Raw genomic sequence first — 20819 nt, forward strand, 5'->3', positions numbered from 1 at the left:
GCGGGGCCGTACGCGCCGGGGCAAGGTGGGGAGGGCCGATCGGCGGCGCACAGGGGCCTAAGGTCGGTACGAGCACCGCGCACCACATGAGAGACTGGTCTAGACAACCGTCAGAGATTTCGAAGGGCAACACCATGGCTGAGCGCCGCGTCAACGTCGGCTGGGCCGAGGGCCTGCACGCCCGCCCCGCGTCCATCTTCGTCCGTGCCGCCACGGCCGCCGGAGTCCCCATGACGATCGCCAAGGCCGACGGCAACCCGGTCAACGCCGCGTCCATGCTCGCGGTGCTCGGCCTGGGTGCGCAGGGCGGCGAGGAGATCGTGCTGGCCTCCGACGCCGAGGGCGCGGACGCCGCGCTCGACCGGCTGGCCAAGCTGGTCGCCGAGGGTCTCGAGGAGCTCCCCGAGACCGTCTGATCCGGTCGACGTCACACCGAAGGACCGCGGAACCCGCATACGGGCTCGGCGGTCCTTTTGTTTTGCCGTGGAATGGGGTGCGGGCTCAGGCAGGGGGAATGAGGTGCGGGCTCACGCAGGGGAATGCGGGCCCGTCAATCAATAGGGAACGCCGAGCCGTCAATTCCGGGCAGCACGACGCCGGCCCCTTCTTGTATACGGCGCCGCCGTTAAGCGCGGGCACTCGCGATGTTGACGGGATGTTGCGAAGACCTCACGGGTACGGCCGTGCGCAGCCGATGGGCGGAAAAGGACCCCTCGGCGTGGAGGGCCGTGAGCGAGCGGGCACGTTCGGCGTCGCCGCGGGTCACCGCGTCGGTGATGGCGCCGAGTTCGGCCCAGGCCTCGGTGGGGCGGGACGGCGTCTCGACCGCGTACATCCAGGCCACCTTGTGCCGCAACTGCGTGAGCATCGCGATGAGTCCGGGGCTCGCGGAGGCCTGGGCGAGCGTCTCGTGGTACCAGCCGCCGAGCGAGCGCAGATCCTCGCCCTGACCCCGCCGGGCCCGGTCCTGACCCAGTCTCACCAGGCCGCGCAGCACCTTGAGATGGGCCTCGGTGCGCCGGCGCGCGGCCCGGGCGGCGGCCAACGGCTCCAGCAGGAGGCGCAGTTCGAGGAGGTCGGCGGCCTCCACCTCGGTGGGCTCGGCCACACACGCGCCCGCGTGCCTGCGGGTGGTCACGAACCCCTCCGACTCCAGGGTGCGCAGCGCCTCGCGGACCGGGACGCGGGAGACCCCGTAACGCCGGGCGAGTACTTCCTCGGTGAGCCGGCCGCCGCGCTCGAAGACACCCGTGACGATGTCGTCGCGTATGGCCGTGCATACCGAATGCGCCGGAATGCGCATGGCGAACCTCCGCTTCATTCCCCGCGGAACGCGGTCGACCAAGGCTTTTTCGTGACTCTATTGCAGGCCCTGTTAATTCCACGTGACGGGCCGGAACCAAGGCATATCTTTTGGCCAATGACGAAGGCCCCCGGCTCGGTGCCGGGGGCCTTCGGTGTGCGCGGGGAGCGCCGGTGCCGTCTCAGACGCCGACGCCGTGCGAACGCAGATAGGCGATCGGGTCGATGTCCGAGCCGTACTCCGGGCCGGTGCGGGCCTCGAAGTGCAGGTGCGGACCCGTGGTGTTGCCGGTGTTGCCCGACAGGGCGATCTGCTGGCCCGGCTCCACGGACTGGCCGACGGAGACCTGGATGACCGAGAGGTGGCCGTACTGGGTGTACGTGCCGTCGTGCATCCGGATCACGATGTTGTTGCCGTAGGCGCCACCGTCACCGGCCTCGACGACGGTGCCCAGACCCACCGCGTGGACCGGAGTGCCGATCCCCGCATGGAAGTCGATGCCGGTGTGGCTGCCGGAGGACCACAGGGATCCGCCGGTCTTGTAGCCGGTGGACACATAACTGCCGGATATGGGGGCCACGAACGTGTTGAGGCGCTTGCGCTCCGCCTCGCGCGCGGCGCGCTCCTTGGCCTCGCGCGCCTCCTGGGCGCGCTGCTCGGCCTTGCGCTTGGCGGCGGCCTCGGCCTCCGCCTTCGCCCGGGCCTTCGCGGCGGCCTGCTTCTGCGCGTCGGCCTGGGCGCCCAGCTGGTCGGCGAGGGAGTCGCCGATGACGATGGCCTGGCTGAGGCCGGTGTCGGTGGTGGTGCTCGGGGCGGCGACGGCCGGGGAGGCGAGGGTGCCTACGACTCCGGCGGTGGCCAGGGTGGCGATGCCCGCGATGTTCGCGCTGCGGCGCGTCATTCGGCTGGGCGCGCGATGCTTCCCGGTGGCACGGGTGAACGCCATGTAGCGGCGGTGTCCTTTCCTTCCATCTCGCCTACCGGGTTAGCTGACGGGTTCGGAGCAGGAAGGTCTCCTACGGGCTCCTCCGCGGGCGGAGGCGTCCGATTCACCCCAGGGACTGAGTGGGTCCCCGGCTCCCCTGGCTCGCGCCATCGGGGACTCGGCGATCACTGTCCGGTGCCGCGGCTGCGACGGGTGGTGACGGACAGCGGGACCGACGCTAAACCGCTGATCTTTCAATCACCAAACACACACAGGATTTTGTAGCGCACGCCACATCACAGACGGGCAACCTCCCCAATAAACCGGACATACGGGAGGACCCCGGCGGCTCATGCGCCTCCGGGGTCCTCCGTGTCCTCGTCCGTGCCGGGCCCGCTCGGCCGGCCCGGAGCCTCAATCAGCCCGTGACGACGGTGACTTCACCGATGCCGAGCGCCTTGACCGGCTCCGCGATCCGCGCGGCGTCGCCGACCAGGACCGTGACGAGGCGGTCGGCCGGGAAGGCGTTGACGACGGCCGCCGTCGCCTCCACGGTGCCGGTGTCCGCGAGCTGGGCGTACAGCTGGGCCTGGTAGTCGTCGGGAAGGAACTGCTCGACCTGGTCGGCGAGCGTCCCGGCGACGGCCGCCGCGGTCTCGTACTTGAGCGGGGCGACGCCCACCAGGTTCTGCACGGCCGTCTCGCGCTCGGCGTCGTCAAGACCCTCCGCGGCGAGCTTGCGCAGCACCTTCCACAGGTCCTCCAGGGCGGGACCGGTGTTCGGGGTGTCGACCGAGCCGCTGATGGCGAGCATCGCGGCGCCGCCGTCCGGACCCGAGCGCAGCACCTGGCCGAAGGACCGCACCCCGTAGGTGTAGCCCTTCTCCTCGCGCAGCACGCGGTCCAGACGCGAGGTCAGGGTGCCGCCCAGGCAGTACGTGCCGAGCACCTGGGCCGCCCAGACCCGGTCGTGCCGGTCGGGGCCGATGCGGCCGATGAGCAGCTGGGTCTGCACGGCGCCGGGCCGGTCCACGATGACGACCCGGCCGCGGTCGTCGGCGGTGATCGGCGGGACCGGGCGCGGCTCGGCGGTGTCGCCGGTCCAGTCGCCCAGGGTGTCCGCGAGGATCGCGTCGAGGTCGGTGGCCGCGAGGTCGCCGACGACGACGGTGACGGTCGTCGAGGGGCGCACGTACGCCTCGTAGAAGGCGCGCACCGCGGCCGCGTCGATGGCCTCGACGGTCTCCTCGGTGCCCTGGCGGGGCCGGGAGATGCGCGCGGAGGCCGGGAAGAGCTCCTTGGAGAGCTGCTTGGCGGCGCGGCGGGCCGGGTTGGCCTGCTCGTGCGGGATCTCGTCGAGCCGGTTGCGCACCAGGCGCTCGATCTCGGAGTCGGCGAACGCCGGGGCCCGCAGCGCCTCGGCGAGCAGCGAGAGCGCCTTGGGCAGCCGGGAGACCGGCACTTCCAGGGAGACCCGGACGCCGGGGTGGTCGGCGTGCGCGTCGAGGGTGGCGCCGCAGCGCTCCAGCTCGGCGGCGAACTCCTCGGCCGAGTGCTTGTCGGTGCCCTCGGTCAGGGCGCGCGCCATGATCGTGGCGACGCCGTCGAGGCCCGCGGGCTCGGCTTCGAGCGGGGCCGCGAGGAACACCTCGACGGCGACGACCTGCTGGCCGGGCCGGTGGCAGCGCAGCACGGTCATGCCGTTGGCGAGCGTGCCGCGCTCGGGGGCCGGGAAGGCCCACGGCGTGGCGGGGCCGGCGGCCGGCTGGGGGTGGAACTCCATGGTCACGACAGCGTCCGTCACTGGCCCGCCTCTTCCTCTTCGTTGCCTGCCTCGGGTGCCGCGGTGGGCTCGTACACCAGGACCGCCCGGTTGTCGGGGCGCAGCTTCGCGGCGGCGACCGCCCGGACCTCGTCGGCGGTGATGTCCAGGACGCGGTCGACCGCCGTCAGGGCGAGCTGCGGGTCGCCGAACAGGACGGCGTAGCGGCACAGTTCGTCGGCGCGGCCGGCCACGGTGCCGAGGCGGTCGAGCCATTCGCGCTCCAACTGGGCCTGGGCGCGCTCCATCTCCTCGGCGGTCGGGCCCTCGGCGGCGAACCGCGCGAGCTCCTCGTCGACTGCGCTCTCGATGTCCTCGACCTCGACCCCGCCGGACGTCTTGACGTCGAGCCAGCCGAGCGAGGGTGCGCCGGCCAGGCGCAGCAGGCCGAAGCCGGCGGCCACCGCGCTGCGGTCGCGGCGCACCAGGCGGTTGTGCAGCCGGGAGGACTCGCCGCCGCCGAGGACGGTCAGCGCCAGGTCGGCCGCGTCCGCCTCGCGGGTGCCGTCGTGGGGCAGCCGGTAGGCGGCCATCAGGGCGCGCGCCGGGACGTCCTCCTCGACGACCTCGCGCAGCTGTCCGCCGATGGTGCCGGGCAGCGAGCCGTCGCGCGGCGGCTGCTTGCCGTCGTGGGCGGGGATGGATCCGAAGTACTTCTCCACCCAGGCCAGCGTCTGCTCGGGGTCGATGTCGCCGACCACGGAGAGCACCGCGTTGTTGGGCGCGTAGTACGTGCGGAAGAAGTTCCGGGCGTCTTCCAGGGTGGCCGCGTCCAGGTCCGCCATCGAGCCGATCGGCGTGTGGTGGTAGGGGTGGCCCTCCGGGTAGGCGAGGGCGGTCAGCTTCTCGAAGGCGGTGCCGTAGGGGACGTTGTCGTAGCGCTGGCGGCGCTCGTTCTTGACGACGTCGCGCTGGTTCTCCATCGACTGCTCGTCCAGCGCGGCGAGCAGCGAGCCCATGCGGTCGGCCTCCAGCCAGAGCGCGAGCTCGACCTGGTGGGCGGGCATGGTCTCGAAGTAGTTGGTGCGCTCGAAGCTGGTGGTGCCGTTCAGCGAACCGCCCGCGCCCTGCACCAGCTCGAAGTGGCCGTTGCCGTGCACCTGGTGGGAACCCTGGAACATGAGGTGCTCGAAGAGATGGGCGAGGCCGGTGCGGCCCTTGACCTCGTGGCGCGAACCGACGTCGTACCAGAGGCACACCGCCGCGACCGGGGTCAGGTGGTCCTCGGAGAGCACCACGCGCAGGCCGTTGGCCAGTCGGTGCTCGGTCGCTGTCAGACCGCCGGAGCCGGCCTGCGCTGTGGCCGTGTGACCCATGGGCATGTACGTCCCTTCGTATCCGATGCGCAGTACCGCTGTGTGAAGTACTGGCGGGAGAAGCCTTACGTAAAGAAGTCCTGCCACTGTATGCAAGCGCGCGGGCACCTGGCGAAGTTCCCGGGTCGCGGTCGGCGTTGTCAGTGGGACGGTCCACAATGGTCGGCATCAGAGATCCGATCCGGTACGTGAAGGAGCAGCAGCCGCGATGGCCCGCCGCAGCACGAAGACCCCGCCGCCGCCCGACGACTTCGAGGAGCGGATCCTCGACATCGACGTCGTCGACGAGATGCAGGGCTCCTTCCTCGAGTACGCGTACTCCGTGATCTACTCGCGGGCCCTGCCGGACGCGCGGGACGGAATGAAGCCCGTCCAGCGCCGCATCGTCTACCAGATGAACGAGATGGGCCTGCGCCCGGACCGGGGCTATGTGAAGTGCGCCCGTGTCGTCGGCGAGGTGATGGGCAAGCTGCACCCGCACGGCGACGCGTCGATCTACGACGCCCTGGTGCGCATGGCTCAGCCGTTCTCCATGCGGCTTCCGCTGGTCAACGGCCACGGCAACTTCGGCTCGCTCGGCAACGACGACCCGCCGGCCGCCATGCGGTACACCGAGTGCAAGATGGCCGACGCCACCTCGCTGATGACGGAGTCCATCGACGAGGACACCGTCGACTTCGCCTCGAACTACGACGGCCAGGAGCAGGAGCCGGTGGCCCTGCCGGCCGCCTATCCGAACCTGTTGGTGAACGGGTCGTCCGGCATCGCGGTCGGCATGGCCACCAACATGCCGCCGCACAACCTGGGCGAGGTCATCGCCGCGGCCCGCCACCTGATCCGGCACCCGGAGGCGGACCTGGAGGCGCTGATGCGCTTCGTGCCGGGCCCCGACCTGCCGACCGGCGGGCGCATCGTGGGCCTGGGCGGCATCAAGGACGCCTACGAGTCGGGCCGCGGCACGTTCAAGATCCGCGCCACCGCCTCGGTGGAGAACGTGACGGCCCGCCGCAAGGGCCTGGTCGTCACCGAGCTGCCGTTCACGGTCGGCCCGGAGAAGGTCATCTCCAAGATCAAGGACCTGGTCGGCTCGAAGAAGCTCCAGGGCATCGCCGATGTGAAGGACCTCACCGACCGATCGCACGGCCTGCGTCTGGTCATCGAGATCAAGAACGGCTTCGTCCCGGAGGCCGTCCTGGAGCAGCTCTACAAGCTGACGCCGATGGAGGAGTCCTTCGGCATCAACAACGTGGCCCTGGTGGACGGCCAGCCGCTCACGCTCGGCCTCAAGGAGCTCCTGGAGGTCTACCTCGACCACCGCTTCACCGTGGTGCGCCGGCGCAGCGAGTTCCGCCGCACCAAGCGCCGGGACCGGCTGCACCTGGTCGAGGGCCTGCTGGTGGCCCTGGTCGACATCGACGAGGTCATCAGGATCATCCGGTCGAGTGACAACTCGGCGCAGGCGAAGGAGCGGCTCATCGAGCACTTCTCGCTGAGCGAGATCCAGACGCAGTACATCCTGGACACGCCGCTGCGCCGGCTCACCAAGTTCGACCGGATCGAGCTGGAGAGCGAGCGCGACCGGCTGACCGGCGAGATCGACGAGCTGACCGGGATCCTCGACTCGGACAGCGAGCTGCGCAAGCTGGTCTCGGCCGAACTGGCGGCGGTGGCCAAGAAGTTCAGCACCGACCGGCGCACGGTCCTGCTGGAGTCGGCGGGCGCCCCGATCGCGGCCGTCGCCCTCGAAGTCGCGGACGACCCGTGCCGGGTGCTGCTCTCCTCGACGGGTCTGCTGGCCCGTACGGCGGGCGGCGAGCCGTACGTGGCCGGCGAGGACGACAAGCGGGTCAAGCACGACGTGATCGTCTCGGCGGTGCCCGCCACCCAGCGAGGTGACGTGGGCGTGGTGACGTCCATCGGACGACTGCTCAGGCTCGCGGTGATCGACCTGCCGCAGCTCCCGGACACGGCGTCCGCGCCCAACCTGTCGGGCGGCGCCCCGATCTCGGAGTTCCTCTCCTCCCTGGAGCCGGACGAGACGGTGGTGTGCCTGACCACGCTCGACGAGTCCTCGCCGGGCCTCGCGATCGGCACCGAGCAGGGCGTGGTCAAGCGCGTGGTGCCCGACTACCCGGCGAACAAGGACGAGTTGGAGGTCATCACCCTCAAGGACGGTGACCGGATCGTGGGCGCGGCCGAGCTGCGCACCGGCGAGGAGGACCTGGTCTTCATCACCGACGACGCCCAGCTGCTGCGCTACCAGGCGAGCCAGGTCCGGCCCCAGGGCCGGGCCGCGGGCGGCATGGCCGGCATCAAGCTGACCGACGGCGCCAAGGTGATCTCGTTCACGGCCGTCGACCCGGCGGGGGACGCGGTGGTGTTCTCGGTGGCGGGCTCGGGGGCGACGCTGCTCGGTGACGCCGCGGTGTCGGCGAAGCTGACGCCCTTCGACCAGTACCCGCGCAAGGGCCGGGCCACCGGCGGGGTGCGCTGTCAGCGGTTCCTGAAGGGCGAGGACAAGCTGGTGCTCGCGTGGGCGGGCCCGGCCCCGGCCCGCGCCGCCCAGACCAACGGCGCCCCGGCCCAGCTCCCGGAGATCGATCCGCGCCGTGACGGCTCGGGCACACCGCTGCCCTCCCCCGTGGCGGTCCTCGCGGGCCCGTCCTCGTAACGCGGGAAGAAGCGTCGACTAGCCGATGGAGCCGGGGAGTTCAGCGAACTCCCCGGCTTCTTCCGGTTCGCCGTCCGCATCATCCGCCGGGTCCTCGGGCTCGGGCACGTAGCGCAGGACGCCCCACATGGCGTGGTCGGCGGGGGTCTCGTCGGGGCGGGCACTCACGCACCCGGCGAGCTGCTTCTCCAGAGCGGGCGCGTCGATGCCGGCGCCGATGAGGACGAGTTCGCTGCGGCGCTCCTGCCCGCTCGGCCACGGTTCGGGGTGGAAGCGCAGGAACCGGCCCACCGCATGCAGGCTGTAGCGGTTGCGGGGGTCGGCGGCGCCGAAGTCGACGAATCCCTTGATGCGGTAGAGGCCCTCGGGCCGCGTGTCGAGGAAGGCCATCAGGGAGCGCGGGTCCAGGGGTACGTCCGAGGTGAACGCGACGGACTCGTAGCCGGCGTGCAGATGCGCGGCGTGGCCGTGGCATCCCCCGTGGTGCTCGTGGTCCTCGGCGCAGCCCGGCGCCCCGTCGTCCAGGAGATCGTCGAAGGCGAGCTGGCCCACCCGTTCGGTGACGGGCCGCCGGTCGAAGAAGAGCTCCGGGTCGACCCTGCCGTACGCGGACTCCACCACCGCGGCCGTCGTCGCGAGGGAGGCCCGCAGCCGGGCGAGGTCCGCCGGGGCCACCCGGTCCGTCTTGTTGAGCACCACCAGGTCGGCGACGCCCAGGTGCCGCTCGATCTCGGGGTGCCGCTCCCGGGTGGCGTCGTACTCGGCCGCGTCCACGACCTCGACCAGGCCCCCGTACACGATGCGCGGGTTCTCGCTGGCCAGCAGCATCTTCACGAGCTCCTGCGGTTCGGCGAGGCCGCTCGCCTCGATGACGATGACGTCGAGGCGGGCGGCGGGGCGGGTGAGCCGGTCCAGGTAGACGTCGAGTTCGCTCGCGTCCACGGCGCAGCACAGACAGCCGTTGCCGAGCGAGACGGTGGAGTCGCCGAGCTGTCCCGCCACCGTCATGGCGTCGATCTCGATGGAGCCGAAGTCATTGACGACGGCCCCGATCCGGGTGCCCCGGCAGGCCCGGAGCAGATGGTTGAGCAGGGTGGTCTTGCCCGAGCCGAGGAAGCCCGCGAGGACGATGACGGGGATCTGACTGCTCGGGCTGTTCACCTGGGGGCCTTCCTCAGACTGCGGGTACGGGCTGCGGCGGGGGCGGGCCCACGTAGCGGGCCGCCGGACGAATGATCTTCGAGTCCGCCGACTGCTCCAGGATATTGGCGCTCCAGCCGACCACCCGGGCGGCACAGAAGGTGGGCGTGAACATCTCGCGGGGCAGCCCGCACAGCTCCATGACCACCCCGGCGTAGAACTCCACGTTGGTGTGCAGCTCGCGGCCCGGCTTGAGCTCGGCCAGGATCGCCTCGACCTGGCGCTCCACCTCGACGGCGAAGCCCACCAGCGGTCCGCCGAAGCCCTCCGCGATCCCGCGCAGCATGCGGGAGCGGGGATCCTCGGTGCGGTAGACCGGGTGCCCGAAGCCCATGATCCGATCGCCCGCCAGGACGCGTTCGCGGATCCAGCCGTCGATGCGGTCCGGGGTGCCGATCGCGTCCAGGGTGTCCAGGGCGCGGCTGGGGGCGCCGCCGTGCAGCGGTCCGGAGAGCGCGCCGACGGCGGCCACCAGGCTCGCCGCGACGTCGGCGCCGGTGGAGGCGACGACGCGGGCGGTGAAGGTGGAGGCGTTGAAGCCGTGGTCGACGGTGGAGATCAGGTACTGCTCGACGGCCCGGACGCGGTCGGGCTCGGCCTCACGACCGGTCAGCATGTAGAGGTAGTTGGCGGCGTACGGCAGGTCGTCGCGGGGTTCGACGGGTTCGAGTCCCTGGCCGAGCCGGTGCAGCGCGGTGAGCAGGGTGGGCACCGCGGCGCAGGCCGCCAGCGCGTCCTCGGCGCGCCGGGTGGCGTCCAGGTCGTACACCGGCCGGAAGCCCCTGGCCGCGCCGAGCAGGGAGAGCGCGGTGCGCAGCCCGGCGAGCGGGCCCGAAGGGGAGCCGGTGCGGGCGATGCCGGGGAGCGCCTCGCGGACGCCCGCCGGCAGGTGGCGCAGGCGCGCGGTGCGGGCGGTGAAGGCGGCGCGGGCCTCGGCGTCGGGCAGGCCGCCGTGGAACATCAGGTGCCAGACGTCCTCGAAGGTGCGGCTCTCGGCGAGCTCGACGGCCGAGTACTGGCGGTAGTGGTAGAAGCCCTCGCGCCCTCGGACGTCGCCGAGTTCGGTGTCCGTGACGACGACGCCCGCGAGCCCTCGGGGTACCGCGGCGGGGGCGGTGATGGTGCCGGCCATGTGGCTGCCTCCTTCGGATCCTCTTCCATTCCTCACATTGACTCGACTGTCTATGATTGACTCCAGAGCTGTCAATGTTGATTGAATCAATATGGATCTGCGCTCAACATCACGATGGATACGGTGGCCCCATGACGGATCAGGCACGGCTCACCACCCGCGAGGCGGCGGCGCGGCTCGGCGTGAAGCCCGAGACGGTCTACGCGTACGTCAGCCGGGGCCAGCTGAGCAGTGAGCGCGCCCCGGGCGGCCGGGGCTCGACCTTCGACCCGCGCGAAGTCGACGCGCTCGCGCGGCGCGGCGCCCGCCGGGAGCCGGCCGCCCCCGCGCCGGGCGGCGAGCTGTCGTTCCGCACCGCCATCACCCTGATCGACCAGGACCGCTACTACTTCCGCGGCGTCGACGCGGTCGAACTCGCCGGTGCCTACGGCTTCGAGGAGGTCGCGGAGTGGGTGTGGACCGGGGAGCTGACCCGCGAACCGCGCTTCACCGCGCCCCGTCCGTTCCTGGACGCGGCCCGGCACGCCGTGGCGGCGCTGCCCGCGCACAGCGGCGCGATGGACCGGCTGAGGGTCGCCGCCGTCGCGGTCTCGGCGGCCGATCCGCTGCGCTTCGACCTCGACCCGCCGGCGGTGCTCGGCTGCGGCCGCACGCTGATCCCGACCCTGGTCGGCGCCCTGCCCACCGTGGGCGGCGGGGGCCGGGGCGAGGCCCCGAGCGAGGGCCGCCTGGCCCGCCAGCTGTGGCAGCGCCTCACCCCGCAGGTTCCTGACGAGTCGTCAATTCGCCTGCTCGACATGGCACTCGCGCTGCTCATCGACCACGATCTGGCCGCCTCCACGCTCGCCGCCCGCGTCGCGGCCTCCGCCCGCGCCCATCCCTACGCCGTCGTCTCGGCCGGACTCGGCGCGCTGGAGGGGCCGCTGCACGGCGCCGCGAGCGGACTGGCACACCGCACCCTGGCCGAGGTCCTCGAACGCGGCGGAGCGGCCCCGGTCGTCGCCGACCATCTGCGCTCCGGGCGGCGCGTGCCCGGCCTCGGACACCGGCTGTATCCGCGCGAAGACCCGCGCGCCCAGGCCCTGTTCGCGCTGCTCGGCGCCATCCCGCAGGCGGCCGACGCGCTGGCCGCGGCACGCGATGTCGTCGAGACGACGGCCCGGCACACCGCCCTGTACGCCAACGTCGATCTGGCGCTCGCCGTCATGAGCGTCGCGTTCGGGATGCCCGCCGAGGCGGGCGAGACGGTGTTCGCGGTGGCCCGCACGGCCGGCTGGATCGCCCACGCCCTGGAGGAGTACGCGGAACGCCCGCTCAGGATGCGCCCGAGCGGCCACTACACCGGCCCGCGCCCGCCCCGCCCCCTGCCCGGATGACCGGGTGGCCCGGCCGGCGCTCCACAGCGCCGGCCGGGCCACCCCGCTCCCGTCCCTCCCGTCAGGGCGCGTACGCCTCGAACTCGCTGAACTGGGCGGCCGGCCAGCCGGTGTTGGCGGTCACCGTGAGCCGCAGATAGCGGGTGCTGGTGCCGGCCGGCAGGGTGATGGCGACCTGGTTGCCGGTGGCCGGGTCGAAGGTGTAGCCCCGGCTCGCGACGAGCTGTCCGTAGGTGCCGTTGTCGGCGCTGCCGAGCACCGAGAGCGTCTGGGTGCGGGCGCCCCAGGCGGTCGCGGGCGGCAGTTTCAGGACCAGCTTCCCGACGGCGCGCACCGAGCCGAGGTCGACGGTGATCGACTGCGGGAAGGCGTTGTTGGCGCTCTCCCAGTAGCTGTTGGCGTCGCCGTCGACGGCCTTGGCGGCGTCGTAGACCTGGGTGTGCGAGGTCTCGGTGACCGGGCGTCCCTTGGCGAGGTCGGGGTCGGCGGGCGGGCTGCTCGGCGGCGGCGAGGTGGGCCCGGTGGGCGGCGGGCTGCTCGGGGGTGTGGTGGTGCCGCCGTGGTTGTAGTTGGGCTGGGGCCACTCACCGCAGTAGGTGGCGGGCAGCTTGCCGTTCCAGCCGGAGTTGCCGGCGCCCTGGGTGAGGGCGAGGTTGCCGCCGAGGCAGCTGTAGACCGGCTCGGAGAACCCGAGGTTCTTCGCGGTGACCCCGGTCATGCTCAGCTGGGCCGGATCGTTGAACTGGAGGGCGAAGGTGCCGGTGCCGTCGATGTTGACGTTGTTGAAGTTGACGCCCTTGGTGGTGCCGGACACGAAGTGGATGGCCGCGTAGGAGCTGTCCAGGATGTCGGTGTCGGTCACGTTGACCGTCGCCTTGTCCATGGTGCTGTTGCGGGAGTCGAACCAGACCGCGCCGATCGGGAACGGCCAGCCGAGGTCCGCGTTGCCGGCCCGGATGGTGGTGTTGCGGGCCAGCGTGATGGTGCCCTGGACGTCGGTTCCGCTGCCGGGGTTGACGCCGTCGAACCGGTTGCCGACGTGCAGGCCGCCGCCGTTGGTGACGGTGTCCGCGACCACGTTGTCGGTCGCCGCGTTGTCCCTGCCGCCGTACAGGGCGATGTTGTTGGCGAGGACGGGCGCCACCACGGTGTTGTTCTTGAAGGTGTTGTTGGCGTCGGTCACGGTGTCCGACCACATGGCGAGCCCGTCGTCACCGGTGTTGCGCAGGAAGGTGTTCTCCACCGACGAATGGGTCACCCCCCAGTGGAAGTTGACGCCGTCGGCCGTCTGGTCCAGGATCCGGCTGTTCTTGATGTGGAAGTCGTCCATGGGGCCGTCCATCCAGGCCCCGACCTTGGTGTGCTGGAGCCACACATCGTCGACGGTGGAGTTGCTGAGTGCGCCGCCGATCCCGTTCACCTGGTCCTCGTCCACGCGCTCGGTGATCTCGCCGATCAGCGCGAAGTCCTTCAGGACGACGTTGCGGCTGGGCCCGCCCGACTCGTAGGGGCGGATCCCGCCCTTGTAGCCGCCGCCGCTCACGTACTTGCCGTAGATCCCGGCGGCCCGGGTGCGGTCGGTGGAGCTGCGGCCGGTCAGGACCGAGTACCAGGGGCCCGCCCCGGCCAGCGTCACCTGGTCCACCACCACGTGGTCGGTGAGCTTGAACGTGCCGGACGGGATGTAGACCGTCTTGCCCTGGGCCTTGCCCGCGTCGACCGCCTGCTGGAAGGCGGAGGTCGAGTCGGCGGCGCCGCTCGCGTCGGCGCCGTAGTCCGTCACGGAGAGCGAGCCGGCGGGCCGGGCCACCGGGTCCGGGACGAGTTCGAAGTCGGCGAGGTCGACCACGGCCCAGGGGGTCGCGCTGGTGGAGGGCAGGGTGACGCGGACCTTCGAGCCGGCGGGCAGCGTCTTGCCCAAGAGGGTGCGGGTCTCGTCGTAGAAGTGGTGCGGCTTGTCGCCCGGCTGGTTCTGGAAGGGGTAACTCCCGTAGAACCAGCCGTACTTGGAGGTGAAGGTGAGGTCCTTCAGCTTGGCTCCGCCCGAGCTGAGCTCGACGGGCGCGCTGATGCCGGTGCCCGCCGCGTTGTCCGGGACGCTGTAGCGGATGTCCACGGCGTTGGCGGGCTTGGTGAGGGTGAACTCGACGTACTGGCCGGCCGCGCCCAGCTTCACCGCGCTGCGGCCCGAGGCCTCCGAGGGCAGCGAGGTGTAGGTGCGGTCGGGGCCGATCACCGTGCCGTTGGTGGCGGCGGCCTCCGCCTCCAGCTCGGTGAACGGCACGGTGGCGCCCCGGCCCGCGACGGCCAGCGGGGACAGCGGGGTGGATTCGGCGGCCGAGGCCGGGGCGCCGCCGCCGAGTCCGACCGCGCCGAGCGCGACGACACAGGCGAGCGCCGCGACCGCGGCGGCGGCCCGCCCTGCGGACGCGGTGCGCCGCAGGGGCGCGGCGGGTGGTGGTGGGGACTCCTGAGGTGCGGCACCGATCGCGGCTCTGATCATGCCCATGACAGTCCTTCCTTCGTGGGGGTGGGAGCGGGGATCCATGGGGGGTGGCAGGGGGCGGGAGCGGGGACGGGGTGGTGGACCGGGGCGGGAGCGGAGGCGGGGCGGACGGGGTCGGGCGCCCCACCGGGGCGCCGCGCCCCGGGAAACGCTCACGCGCGCAGCCACACCGCCGTGTCCTGCGGCAGCAGTCCCTCGGCCAGCGGTCCGCTCGCGAGCAGCAGGGCGCGGTGCGCGGGCAGCGGCACCGGCTCGTCGGCGAGGTTGACCACACAGCGAAGACCGTCCTCGCGGGCGAGCGCGAGCACCCCCTCCGGAGCCTCCAGCCACGTCAACTCGCCGTCCCCGAAGCCGGGTTGGGTGCGCCGCAGGAGCAGGGCGCGGCGGTAGAGGGCGAGCATGGAGGACGGGTCGCCGGCCTGCCGGTCGGCGGCGTAGTGCGCCCAGTCGGCGGGCTGAGGCAGCCAGGGCGTGGCCCACGGCTCGGCCGTCCAGGGCAGCGGAACGCGGCAGCCGTCCCGGCCGGGGTCCACGCCGCCGGAGCGGAAGTGCATCGGGTCCTGGATGCGGTCCGGGGGGATGTCGGCCTCGGGCAGGCCCAGTTCCTCGCCCTGGTAGAGGTAGACCGAGCCGGGAAGCGCCAGCGACAGCAGGGCCGCGGCGCGGGCCCGGCGGGTGCCGAGCGCCAGGTCGGTGGGGGTGCCGAAGCGCTTGGCGGCGAAGTCGAACCCGGTGTCGGCGCGGCCGTAGCGGGTGACCGTGCGGGTCACGTCGTGGTTGCACAGGACCCAGGTGGCGGGCGCGCCGACCGGGGCGTGCTCGGCGAGGGTGTCGTCGATGGCGGCGCGCAGCCGGCCGGCGTCCCAAGGGCAGGTCATGAAGGTGAAGTTGAAGGCGGTGTGCAGCTCGTCGGGGCGCAGGTAGCGGGCGAAGCGCTCGCTGTCGGGCAGCCACACCTCGCCGACGAACACCGCGCCGTACTCGTCGGCGACGGATCGCCAGGAGCGGTAGATGTCGTGGAGTTCGTCGCGGTCGATGAAGGGGTGGCGGCCGGTGCCCTCGACGAACTCGGGCAGCTCGGGGTCCTTGGCGAGCAGCGCCGCCGAGTCGATGCGCACGCCGGCCACGCCCCGCTCGAACCAGAACCGCAGGACGTCCTCGTGCTCCCGGCGCACCTGGGGGTGGTCCCAGTTGAGGTCGGGCTGCTGAGGGGTGAACAGGTGGAGGTACCACTCGCCGTCCTCGACCCGGGTCCAGGTCTCCCCCGCGAACTGCGAAGGCCAGGCGTTGGGCGGCAGTTCGCCGTGCTCGCCGCGGCCGGGCCGGAAGTGGAAGAGCTCCCGCTCGGGGCTGCCGGGGCCGGCGGCCAGCGCCGCCCGGAACCAGGAGTGCTGGTCCGACAGGTGGTTGGGCACGATGTCGACGATGGTGCGGATGCCGAGTTCGCGCGCCTCGACGATCAGCTTCTCGGCCTCGGCCATGGTGCCGAACGCGGGGTCGATGGCCCGGTAGTCGGCCACGTCGTAGCCGCCGTCGGCGAGCGGGGAGAGGTACCAGGGCGTGAACCACAGGGCGTCGACGCCCAGTTCGGCGAGGTAGGGCAGCTTCGCCCGGACGCCCGCGAGATCGCCGGTGCCGTCGCCGTCTCCGTCGGCGAAGCTGCGTACGTAGACCTGGTAGATGGCGGCCGAGCGCCACCAGTCGTCGCTTTCGTGGGCTGCCACGTGACGGTCCTTTCGGGCAGGTGGGATCCCGCCGCCGGCCCCCCGTCGTTCAGCGGGGGCGGGATGGGTGGGGCCGGCGGCGGAGTGCGGGGAGGGCGGGTGCGGGGCGTCAGCCCTTGAGTCCGCCCGCGGTGAGACCGCTCATGATGTTGCGCTGGAACACGATGAAGATGAGGAGGGTGGGGATCGACGCCATGGCGAGGGCCGCCGTGAGCCAGTTCTCGGGCACGCCCTGGGCGAGCGAGTAGATGCCCACGTTGAGGGTCTGTCTGCTGGGGTCGGGCAGGGTGAGCATGGGCCAGAGGAAGTCCTTCCAGACGCCGACCACCGCGAAGATGGACACGACGCCCAGGATGGGCCGGGAGATCGGCAGCACCACCGAGCGCAGGGTCCGCAGCGGCGAGGCCCCGTCGATGGACGCGGCGTCCAGGAGCTCGCGCGGGATCGAGTCGAAGAACCGCTTGAGCAGGAAGATGTTGAAGGCGTTGGTGACGGACGGCAGCCAGATCGCCCACGGGGTGTTGAGCAGGTTCCGCCGGAAGATCGGCACGTCGAGCACGGTCAGGTACTGCGGTACGACCAGGACGGCGGCCGGGATCATGAGGGTGGCCAGCATCATCCCGAGGATCGCCTTGCCGAACACCGGGCGCAGCTTGGACAGCGAGTAGGCGGCGGCCACGTCGAGGACGAGCTGGAAGGCGAGCGCCCCGAACGCGTACCAGAGCGTGTTGAGCAGCAGCTTGGCGAAGTCCATCACGCGCCAGGCGTTGGTGAAGTTGTCGGTGTGCACGCCGTGCGGCACCAGGGTCGGCGGGATCCTGGTGAACTCCTCCGTGGATTTCAGCCCGTTGACGGCCATCCAGTACAGCGGCCCGACGAACACGAGCGTGAACAGGAGCATGACGAGCCCGAAGACGGTCCAGTAGACGACCTTGCCCCGGGTGCGGCCGAGGGTGGCCGGCGAGATGAGTGTGCGTGTCGACATGGGGTCCTCAGTCCGTGTTCCAGTCGTCTTGTGGCGGAGGGGCGTACGGAGGTCCGATGAGGTGCCGCGTGCCCCCAAGGGGCGCGGGGAACTGCGCGACCAGCCCCGGACGGCCCGCAGCCGAGATCCTCACGTCCGGCGGAGCTAGCCGTCGCTGTCCCGGCTCAGGCGCACGTACGCCGCCGAGAAGCCGGCGAGCAGGACGAGCAGGCACAGGCCGAGCGCGGCCGCGCCGCCGTAGTTGTTGAAGTTGAAGGCGTACTGGTAGATGAGATAGACCACGGTCGTCGTGGAGCCCTCGGGACCCGCGCCGTTGGTGAGCAGGAAGGGCTCGGTGAAGACCTGCATCGTCGCGATGATCTGCATCAGGAACATCAGCGAGAGCACGAGCCGGGTCTGGGGCACGGTGACGTGCCAGATCTTGCGCAGCAGTCCGGCGCCGTCGAGTTCGGCCGCCTCGTACAGCTCGCCGGGAATGCCCTGGAGGGCGGCGAGGTAGACGAGGGTGGCGCTGCCCATGTTCATCCAGGTCGCGGCGATCACCACCGAGAGCATGGCGGTGTCGGTGGACTGGAGCCACTGCTGGGCCGGCAGCCCGAGGAGTTCGAAGATCCGGTTGAACAGGCCGTATCCGGGGTCGTAGAAGTACTTGAAGAGCAGCACCGAAGCGACCGGCGGGAGCATCACCGGGAGGTAGACGAGCAGCCTCAAGTAGCCCTGGCCGTGCCGGAATTCATTGAGCAGGACGGCGACGAGGAACGGCAGTACGAAGCCGAGGACCAGGGCGAGGCCGGTGAAGAGCAGGGTGTTGCGCCAGGCCTGCCAGAACGCCGGGTCGTGGAAGACGTAGGAGAGGTTGGACCAGCCGGCCCAGGTGGTGCGGCCGTCCTTGGTCTTCTGGAAGGCGAGCAGGAACTCCCGCACCATCGGGTACCAGGAGAAGAACGCGAAGCAGAGCACGGCACCGATGAGGAAGCCGTGCGCGGTGAGGTTGCGCCGCAGCGCTCGGGCGAATCCGCTCTGCCTGGGCAGCTCGGCGCCCGGGTGCGGCCGGGTCGCTTCCCGGGTGGGCAGTGTGGAGGCCGACATCGTCACTCCTGAATCCGGGGCGGGCGGGGCCGGAGGGTTTTCCGGCCCCTGCCGCCGTGCGCGCTACTGGTTCGCCAGGACCTGGTCGACCTGCGTCCGGGCGGTCGAGAGCAGCTTGGCGATGTCGGCGTCCTTGTTGGTGAGCACCGCGGACATCGCGTTGTCGAGGACCTTGTAGACCTCCTGCGCCTTCGGCGGCTCCGCCTTGCCCGGGATGGGGTTGGCGAGGTAGGGCGCGAAGTTGGCGACCGGCATGGTGGCGTTGTCGGTGCGCGACTTGAGGTCGGCGGCCTTCACGTCGCCGGTGAAGAAGTTGGGCTGCGGCACCCCGACGGGCAGCTGGTCGGCCTTGGTGCGGGCCCACTCGAACTGGCCCTTGCCGGGGCTGAGGTTCTTGAAGTTGAGCCAGGCGATCGCGGCCTTGATCTTGTCGGGCGAGCTGCCCTGCTTGATCATGTAGCCGTTGCCGCCGGTGAGCGTGGCCTTGCCGCCGGGGATGGGGCCCATGCCGAAGTTCTCGTACTTGGCGCCGAGTTGCTGGACCATGTACGCGATGTCGTCGGGGGCCGCGAGGAACATGCCGAGCTTGTCGGCGGTGATCTGCTTCTGGAGGTCGCCCCACTTCAGGAGCTGGGTCTTGCTCATGCTCTGGTCGGTCCAGCGCATGTCGTGCAGCTGCTGGAGGACCTGCTTGCCGGCGGCGTTGTCGAAGGCGGCCTTGCCGTCGGTGCCCACCACGTCGCCGCCGAGGCTGTACATCGCGGCGGTGAAGTGCCAGCCGCCGGTGTTCTCGGCGCTGTACTCGCCGTATCCGTAGACGCCGCCTCCGAGCTTGGCGATCGCCTGCGAGTCGGTGCGGACCTCGTCCCAGGTGGTGGGCGGCTTGTCGGGGTCGAGCCCGGCCTGCTTGAACAGCTTCCGGTTGATCATGATGCCCATCTGGTAATTGCTGGTGGGCAGGCCGTACATCTTGCCGTCCTTCTTGTACACCCCCATCACGGCCGGGTCGATGCTGTTCAGGGCCGGGACCGACTTGTCGGTGACGTAGGCCGAGATGTCGGCGGCGCCGTTGTTGTCCAGGACCTGCTGGAGATCGGTGAAGTACGAGTAGAAGACGTCCGGCTGGGACTTCGCCTTCAGGGCGGCGGTGAAGCGCGGGGGCTCCTCGCACTGCCCGGGCGTGGACTTACCGACGATCCTGACGTTCGGGTACGTCTTGTTGAACGTCGCGACGTCCTGCTTCCACTCCTTGAGCTCGGCGGCCTTCGCGGCCGGCGGCATGCAGTCGATGGTGAGGTCCACCGTGGTCTTCGGGTCGAGCGGGGCCGCGGGGTCGCTCGACCCGGTGCCGGGCTTGCTGTCGCCGTTGCCGGTGTCGCTGCTGCTGGTGCCGCAGGCGGCGAGGGCGGTGAGGGCGAGGGCGCCGGCCAGGGCACCGACGGCGGTGCGGCGTATCTGTCGTGCGGGGCGGAACGAGGTGCGTCTCATCGGAGGACCCCTTCGGGAGGAGCGTGGAAGGCCCGTCGCTGACGGCAGCGGGGCGCGGCACACTCAACCACCGGCGCCACAACTGCGCAATATCTCGCGCCAATTTCGTAAAACTTCGACAGGCCGTTGTACGCAAGGGATGCGACGAGCGCACGCGACAGCGCGCCGGACGGCATCGTCCGGCGCGCTGGATGACAGTTACACGCAAACGGCTAGCGCGGCACCTGCGCGGTCGAGCCCCGCACCACCAGTTCGGGCTCGAAGAGCAGCTCGCCGGGGGGCACCACACCGCCCTGGATCTGGGCGGACAGGAGCTCGACGGCGGCCCGGCCCATCGCCTCGATGGGCTGGCGCACGGTGGTCAGCGGGGGCTCGGTGCAGTTCATGAACGCGGAGTCGTCGTAGCCCACCACCGAGACGTCGCGGGGTACGTCGAGACCGCGCCGGCGGGCCGCCCGTACGGCGCCGAGGGCGAGCGGGTCGCTGGCGCAGATGATGCCGGTGACCCCGCGCTCCAGCAGGCGGGAGGTCGCGGCCTGGCCGCCCTCCAGGGAGAACATCGCGCGCTCGACGCGGTCCTCGGCGAAGTCGGTGCCGGCCGCCACCGCGAGCGCGCGGGCCGCGTCCAGCTTGCGGCGCGAGGGGACGTGGTCGGGCGGGCCGAGCACCAGGCCGATGCGCTGGTGGCCGAGGGAGGCCAGGTGGCGCCAGGCCTGTTCCATCGCCACCGCGTCGTCGCAGGCGACGACGGGGAAGTCGAGGTGCTCGATGGCCGCGTTGATGAGCACGACCGGGACCTTGCGGTCGGCGAGCTGCTGGTAGTGCCCGTGCGGGGCCTCCATCTGCGCGAAGAGACCGCCCGCGAAGACGACGCCGGAGACCTGCTGCTGGAGGAGCAGGTCGACGTAGTCGGCCTCCGAGACGCCGCCCTTGGTCTGGGTGCACAGGACGGGGGTCAGCCCCTGCTGGGCGAGCGCCCCGCCGATGACCTCGGCGAACGCCGGGAAGATGGGGTTCTGGAGCTCGGGCAGGACCAGGCCGACCAGACGCGCGCGTTCGCCGCGCAGCTGGGTGGGGCGCTCGTAGCCGAGCACGTCAAGTGCCGTGAGCACGGCCTGCCGGGTGGATTCGGAGACTCCCGGTTTGCCGTTGAGCACCCGGCTGACCGTGGCCTCGCTGACTCCAACCTTCTTCGCCACCTGAGCAAGTCGTCGCGTCATGAGCGCAAGACTAGCGCAAGCCATGCAAGCCGTTTGCGTTGATGTCGAGCCGATGCGTGGAG

At 71.3% G+C, this 20819-nt stretch carries 15 protein-coding genes and 1 riboswitch; of the genes, 3 read left to right on the plus strand and 12 right to left on the minus strand.

The genetic code is table 11. The annotated features are described in order from the left end of the window. The first annotated feature begins 134 nt into the window (after positions 1-134). Positions 135-416 (plus strand): HPr family phosphocarrier protein, encoded by a 282-nt coding sequence (locus tag ACFYZA_RS32275; protein ID WP_100575907.1) that lies wholly within the window; start codon positions 135-137, stop codon positions 414-416. A 209-nt stretch (positions 417-625) separates the two neighbouring features. Here ACFYZA_RS32275 and ACFYZA_RS32280 read toward each other — a convergent pair whose 3' ends face one another. The 4 genes from ACFYZA_RS32280 to ACFYZA_RS32295 all read right to left on the minus strand — a co-directional run bounded on the left by ACFYZA_RS32280 (position 626) and on the right by ACFYZA_RS32295 (position 5366). Continuing rightward, positions 626-1303, minus strand: a complete 678-nt coding sequence (locus tag ACFYZA_RS32280) for a GntR family transcriptional regulator (protein ID WP_388494262.1) — start codon at positions 1301-1303, stop codon at positions 626-628. A gap of 181 nt (positions 1304-1484) precedes the next feature. Continuing rightward, a complete protein-coding gene (locus ACFYZA_RS32285) occupies positions 1485-2249 on the minus strand; it encodes a M23 family metallopeptidase (protein WP_382590085.1) in 765 nt (254 codons plus the stop codon). 13 nt (positions 2250-2262) lie between these two features. Further along, positions 2263-2422, minus strand: a riboswitch (cyclic di-AMP (ydaO/yuaA leader). A gap of 224 nt (positions 2423-2646) precedes the next feature. Next, positions 2647-4011 carry a M16 family metallopeptidase gene (locus ACFYZA_RS32290; protein WP_388494313.1) on the minus strand — a complete coding sequence of 455 codons (1365 nt, stop codon included), beginning with the start codon at positions 4009-4011 and terminating at the stop codon, positions 2647-2649. Between the two features lie 17 nt (positions 4012-4028). After that, on the minus strand, positions 4029-5366 hold the full coding sequence (locus ACFYZA_RS32295; protein ID WP_382590372.1) for a M16 family metallopeptidase: 1338 nt from the start codon (positions 5364-5366) through the stop codon (positions 4029-4031). Positions 5367-5574: 208 nt separating this feature from the next. Here ACFYZA_RS32295 and ACFYZA_RS32300 point away from each other — a divergent pair, with 208 nt between their 5' ends. Beyond that, positions 5575-8037 (plus strand): DNA topoisomerase (ATP-hydrolyzing) subunit A, encoded by a 2463-nt coding sequence (locus tag ACFYZA_RS32300; RefSeq protein WP_388494263.1) that lies wholly within the window; start codon positions 5575-5577, stop codon positions 8035-8037. An 18-nt stretch (positions 8038-8055) separates the two neighbouring features. Here the strand turns inward: ACFYZA_RS32300 and ACFYZA_RS32305 are convergent, their stop codons facing one another. Next, positions 8056-9198: a CobW family GTP-binding protein gene (locus tag ACFYZA_RS32305; RefSeq protein WP_388494264.1), complete on the minus strand. Its 1143-nt coding sequence runs from the start codon at positions 9196-9198 to the stop codon at positions 8056-8058. Between the two features lie 13 nt (positions 9199-9211). After that, complete coding sequence (locus ACFYZA_RS32310) at positions 9212-10369, minus strand: citrate synthase (RefSeq protein ID WP_388494265.1); 1158 nt, start codon at positions 10367-10369, stop codon at positions 9212-9214. Positions 10370-10500: 131 nt separating this feature from the next. Between ACFYZA_RS32310 and ACFYZA_RS32315 the strand changes: the two genes are divergently transcribed. Next, positions 10501-11745, plus strand: coding sequence for a citrate/2-methylcitrate synthase (locus ACFYZA_RS32315; RefSeq protein WP_388494266.1), 1245 nt, complete (start codon positions 10501-10503; stop codon positions 11743-11745). Between the two features lie 61 nt (positions 11746-11806). Here the strand turns inward: ACFYZA_RS32315 and ACFYZA_RS32320 are convergent, their stop codons facing one another. The 6 genes from ACFYZA_RS32320 to ACFYZA_RS32345 form a co-directional block, all read right to left on the minus strand. Beyond that, complete coding sequence (locus ACFYZA_RS32320; protein ID WP_382600156.1) at positions 11807-14248, minus strand: discoidin domain-containing protein; 2442 nt, start codon at positions 14246-14248, stop codon at positions 11807-11809. Between the two features lie 155 nt (positions 14249-14403). Next, complete coding sequence (locus tag ACFYZA_RS32325; protein WP_388494267.1) at positions 14404-15975, minus strand: glycoside hydrolase family 13 protein; 1572 nt, start codon at positions 15973-15975, stop codon at positions 14404-14406. Between the two features lie 109 nt (positions 15976-16084). Further along, positions 16085-16960 carry a carbohydrate ABC transporter permease gene (locus ACFYZA_RS32330; RefSeq protein ID WP_382600126.1) on the minus strand — a complete coding sequence of 292 codons (876 nt, stop codon included), beginning with the start codon at positions 16958-16960 and terminating at the stop codon, positions 16085-16087. 144 nt (positions 16961-17104) lie between these two features. Next, positions 17105-18049, minus strand: a complete 945-nt coding sequence (locus ACFYZA_RS32335; protein WP_382600128.1) for a carbohydrate ABC transporter permease — start codon at positions 18047-18049, stop codon at positions 17105-17107. A 63-nt stretch (positions 18050-18112) separates the two neighbouring features. After that, entirely contained in the window at positions 18113-19537 is a 1425-nt protein-coding gene (locus ACFYZA_RS32340) for an extracellular solute-binding protein (RefSeq protein WP_388494268.1), read from the minus strand. A 212-nt stretch (positions 19538-19749) separates the two neighbouring features. Further along, the gene (locus ACFYZA_RS32345; RefSeq protein ID WP_382600132.1) at positions 19750-20757 is read right to left on the minus strand and encodes a LacI family DNA-binding transcriptional regulator; all 1008 of its coding nucleotides are present in this window, start codon (positions 20755-20757) and stop codon (positions 19750-19752) included. Positions 20758-20819 lie beyond the last annotated feature (62 nt).

Origin of the sequence: Streptomyces sp. NPDC001828 (assembly GCF_042892175.1) — a bacterium.
GTDB lineage: Bacteria > Actinomycetota > Actinomycetes > Streptomycetales > Streptomycetaceae > Streptomyces.

What these genes read in the sequence shown, in the direction of transcription:
- ACFYZA_RS32275 (WP_100575907.1), top strand. Translation starts at nt 135, where the DNA reads ATGGCTGAGCGCCGCGTCAACGTCGGCTGGGCCGAGGGCCTGCACGCC.
- ACFYZA_RS32280 (WP_388494262.1), bottom strand. Translation starts at nt 1,303, where the DNA reads ATGCGCATTCCGGCGCATTCGGTATGCACGGCCATACGCGACGACATC.
- ACFYZA_RS32285 (WP_382590085.1), bottom strand. Translation starts at nt 2,249, where the DNA reads ATGGCGTTCACCCGTGCCACCGGGAAGCATCGCGCGCCCAGCCGAATG.
- ACFYZA_RS32290 (WP_388494313.1), bottom strand. Translation starts at nt 4,011, where the DNA reads ATGGAGTTCCACCCCCAGCCGGCCGCCGGCCCCGCCACGCCGTGGGCC.
- ACFYZA_RS32295 (WP_382590372.1), bottom strand. Translation starts at nt 5,366, where the DNA reads ATGGGTCACACGGCCACAGCGCAGGCCGGCTCCGGCGGTCTGACAGCG.
- ACFYZA_RS32300 (WP_388494263.1), top strand. Translation starts at nt 5,575, where the DNA reads ATGGCCCGCCGCAGCACGAAGACCCCGCCGCCGCCCGACGACTTCGAG.
- ACFYZA_RS32310 (WP_388494265.1), bottom strand. Translation starts at nt 10,369, where the DNA reads ATGGCCGGCACCATCACCGCCCCCGCCGCGGTACCCCGAGGGCTCGCG.
- ACFYZA_RS32315 (WP_388494266.1), top strand. Translation starts at nt 10,501, where the DNA reads ATGACGGATCAGGCACGGCTCACCACCCGCGAGGCGGCGGCGCGGCTC.
- ACFYZA_RS32320 (WP_382600156.1), bottom strand. Translation starts at nt 14,248, where the DNA reads ATGATCAGAGCCGCGATCGGTGCCGCACCTCAGGAGTCCCCACCACCA.
- ACFYZA_RS32330 (WP_382600126.1), bottom strand. Translation starts at nt 16,960, where the DNA reads ATGTCGACACGCACACTCATCTCGCCGGCCACCCTCGGCCGCACCCGG.
- ACFYZA_RS32335 (WP_382600128.1), bottom strand. Translation starts at nt 18,049, where the DNA reads ATGTCGGCCTCCACACTGCCCACCCGGGAAGCGACCCGGCCGCACCCG.
- ACFYZA_RS32340 (WP_388494268.1), bottom strand. Translation starts at nt 19,537, where the DNA reads ATGAGACGCACCTCGTTCCGCCCCGCACGACAGATACGCCGCACCGCC.
- ACFYZA_RS32345 (WP_382600132.1), bottom strand. Translation starts at nt 20,757, where the DNA reads ATGACGCGACGACTTGCTCAGGTGGCGAAGAAGGTTGGAGTCAGCGAG.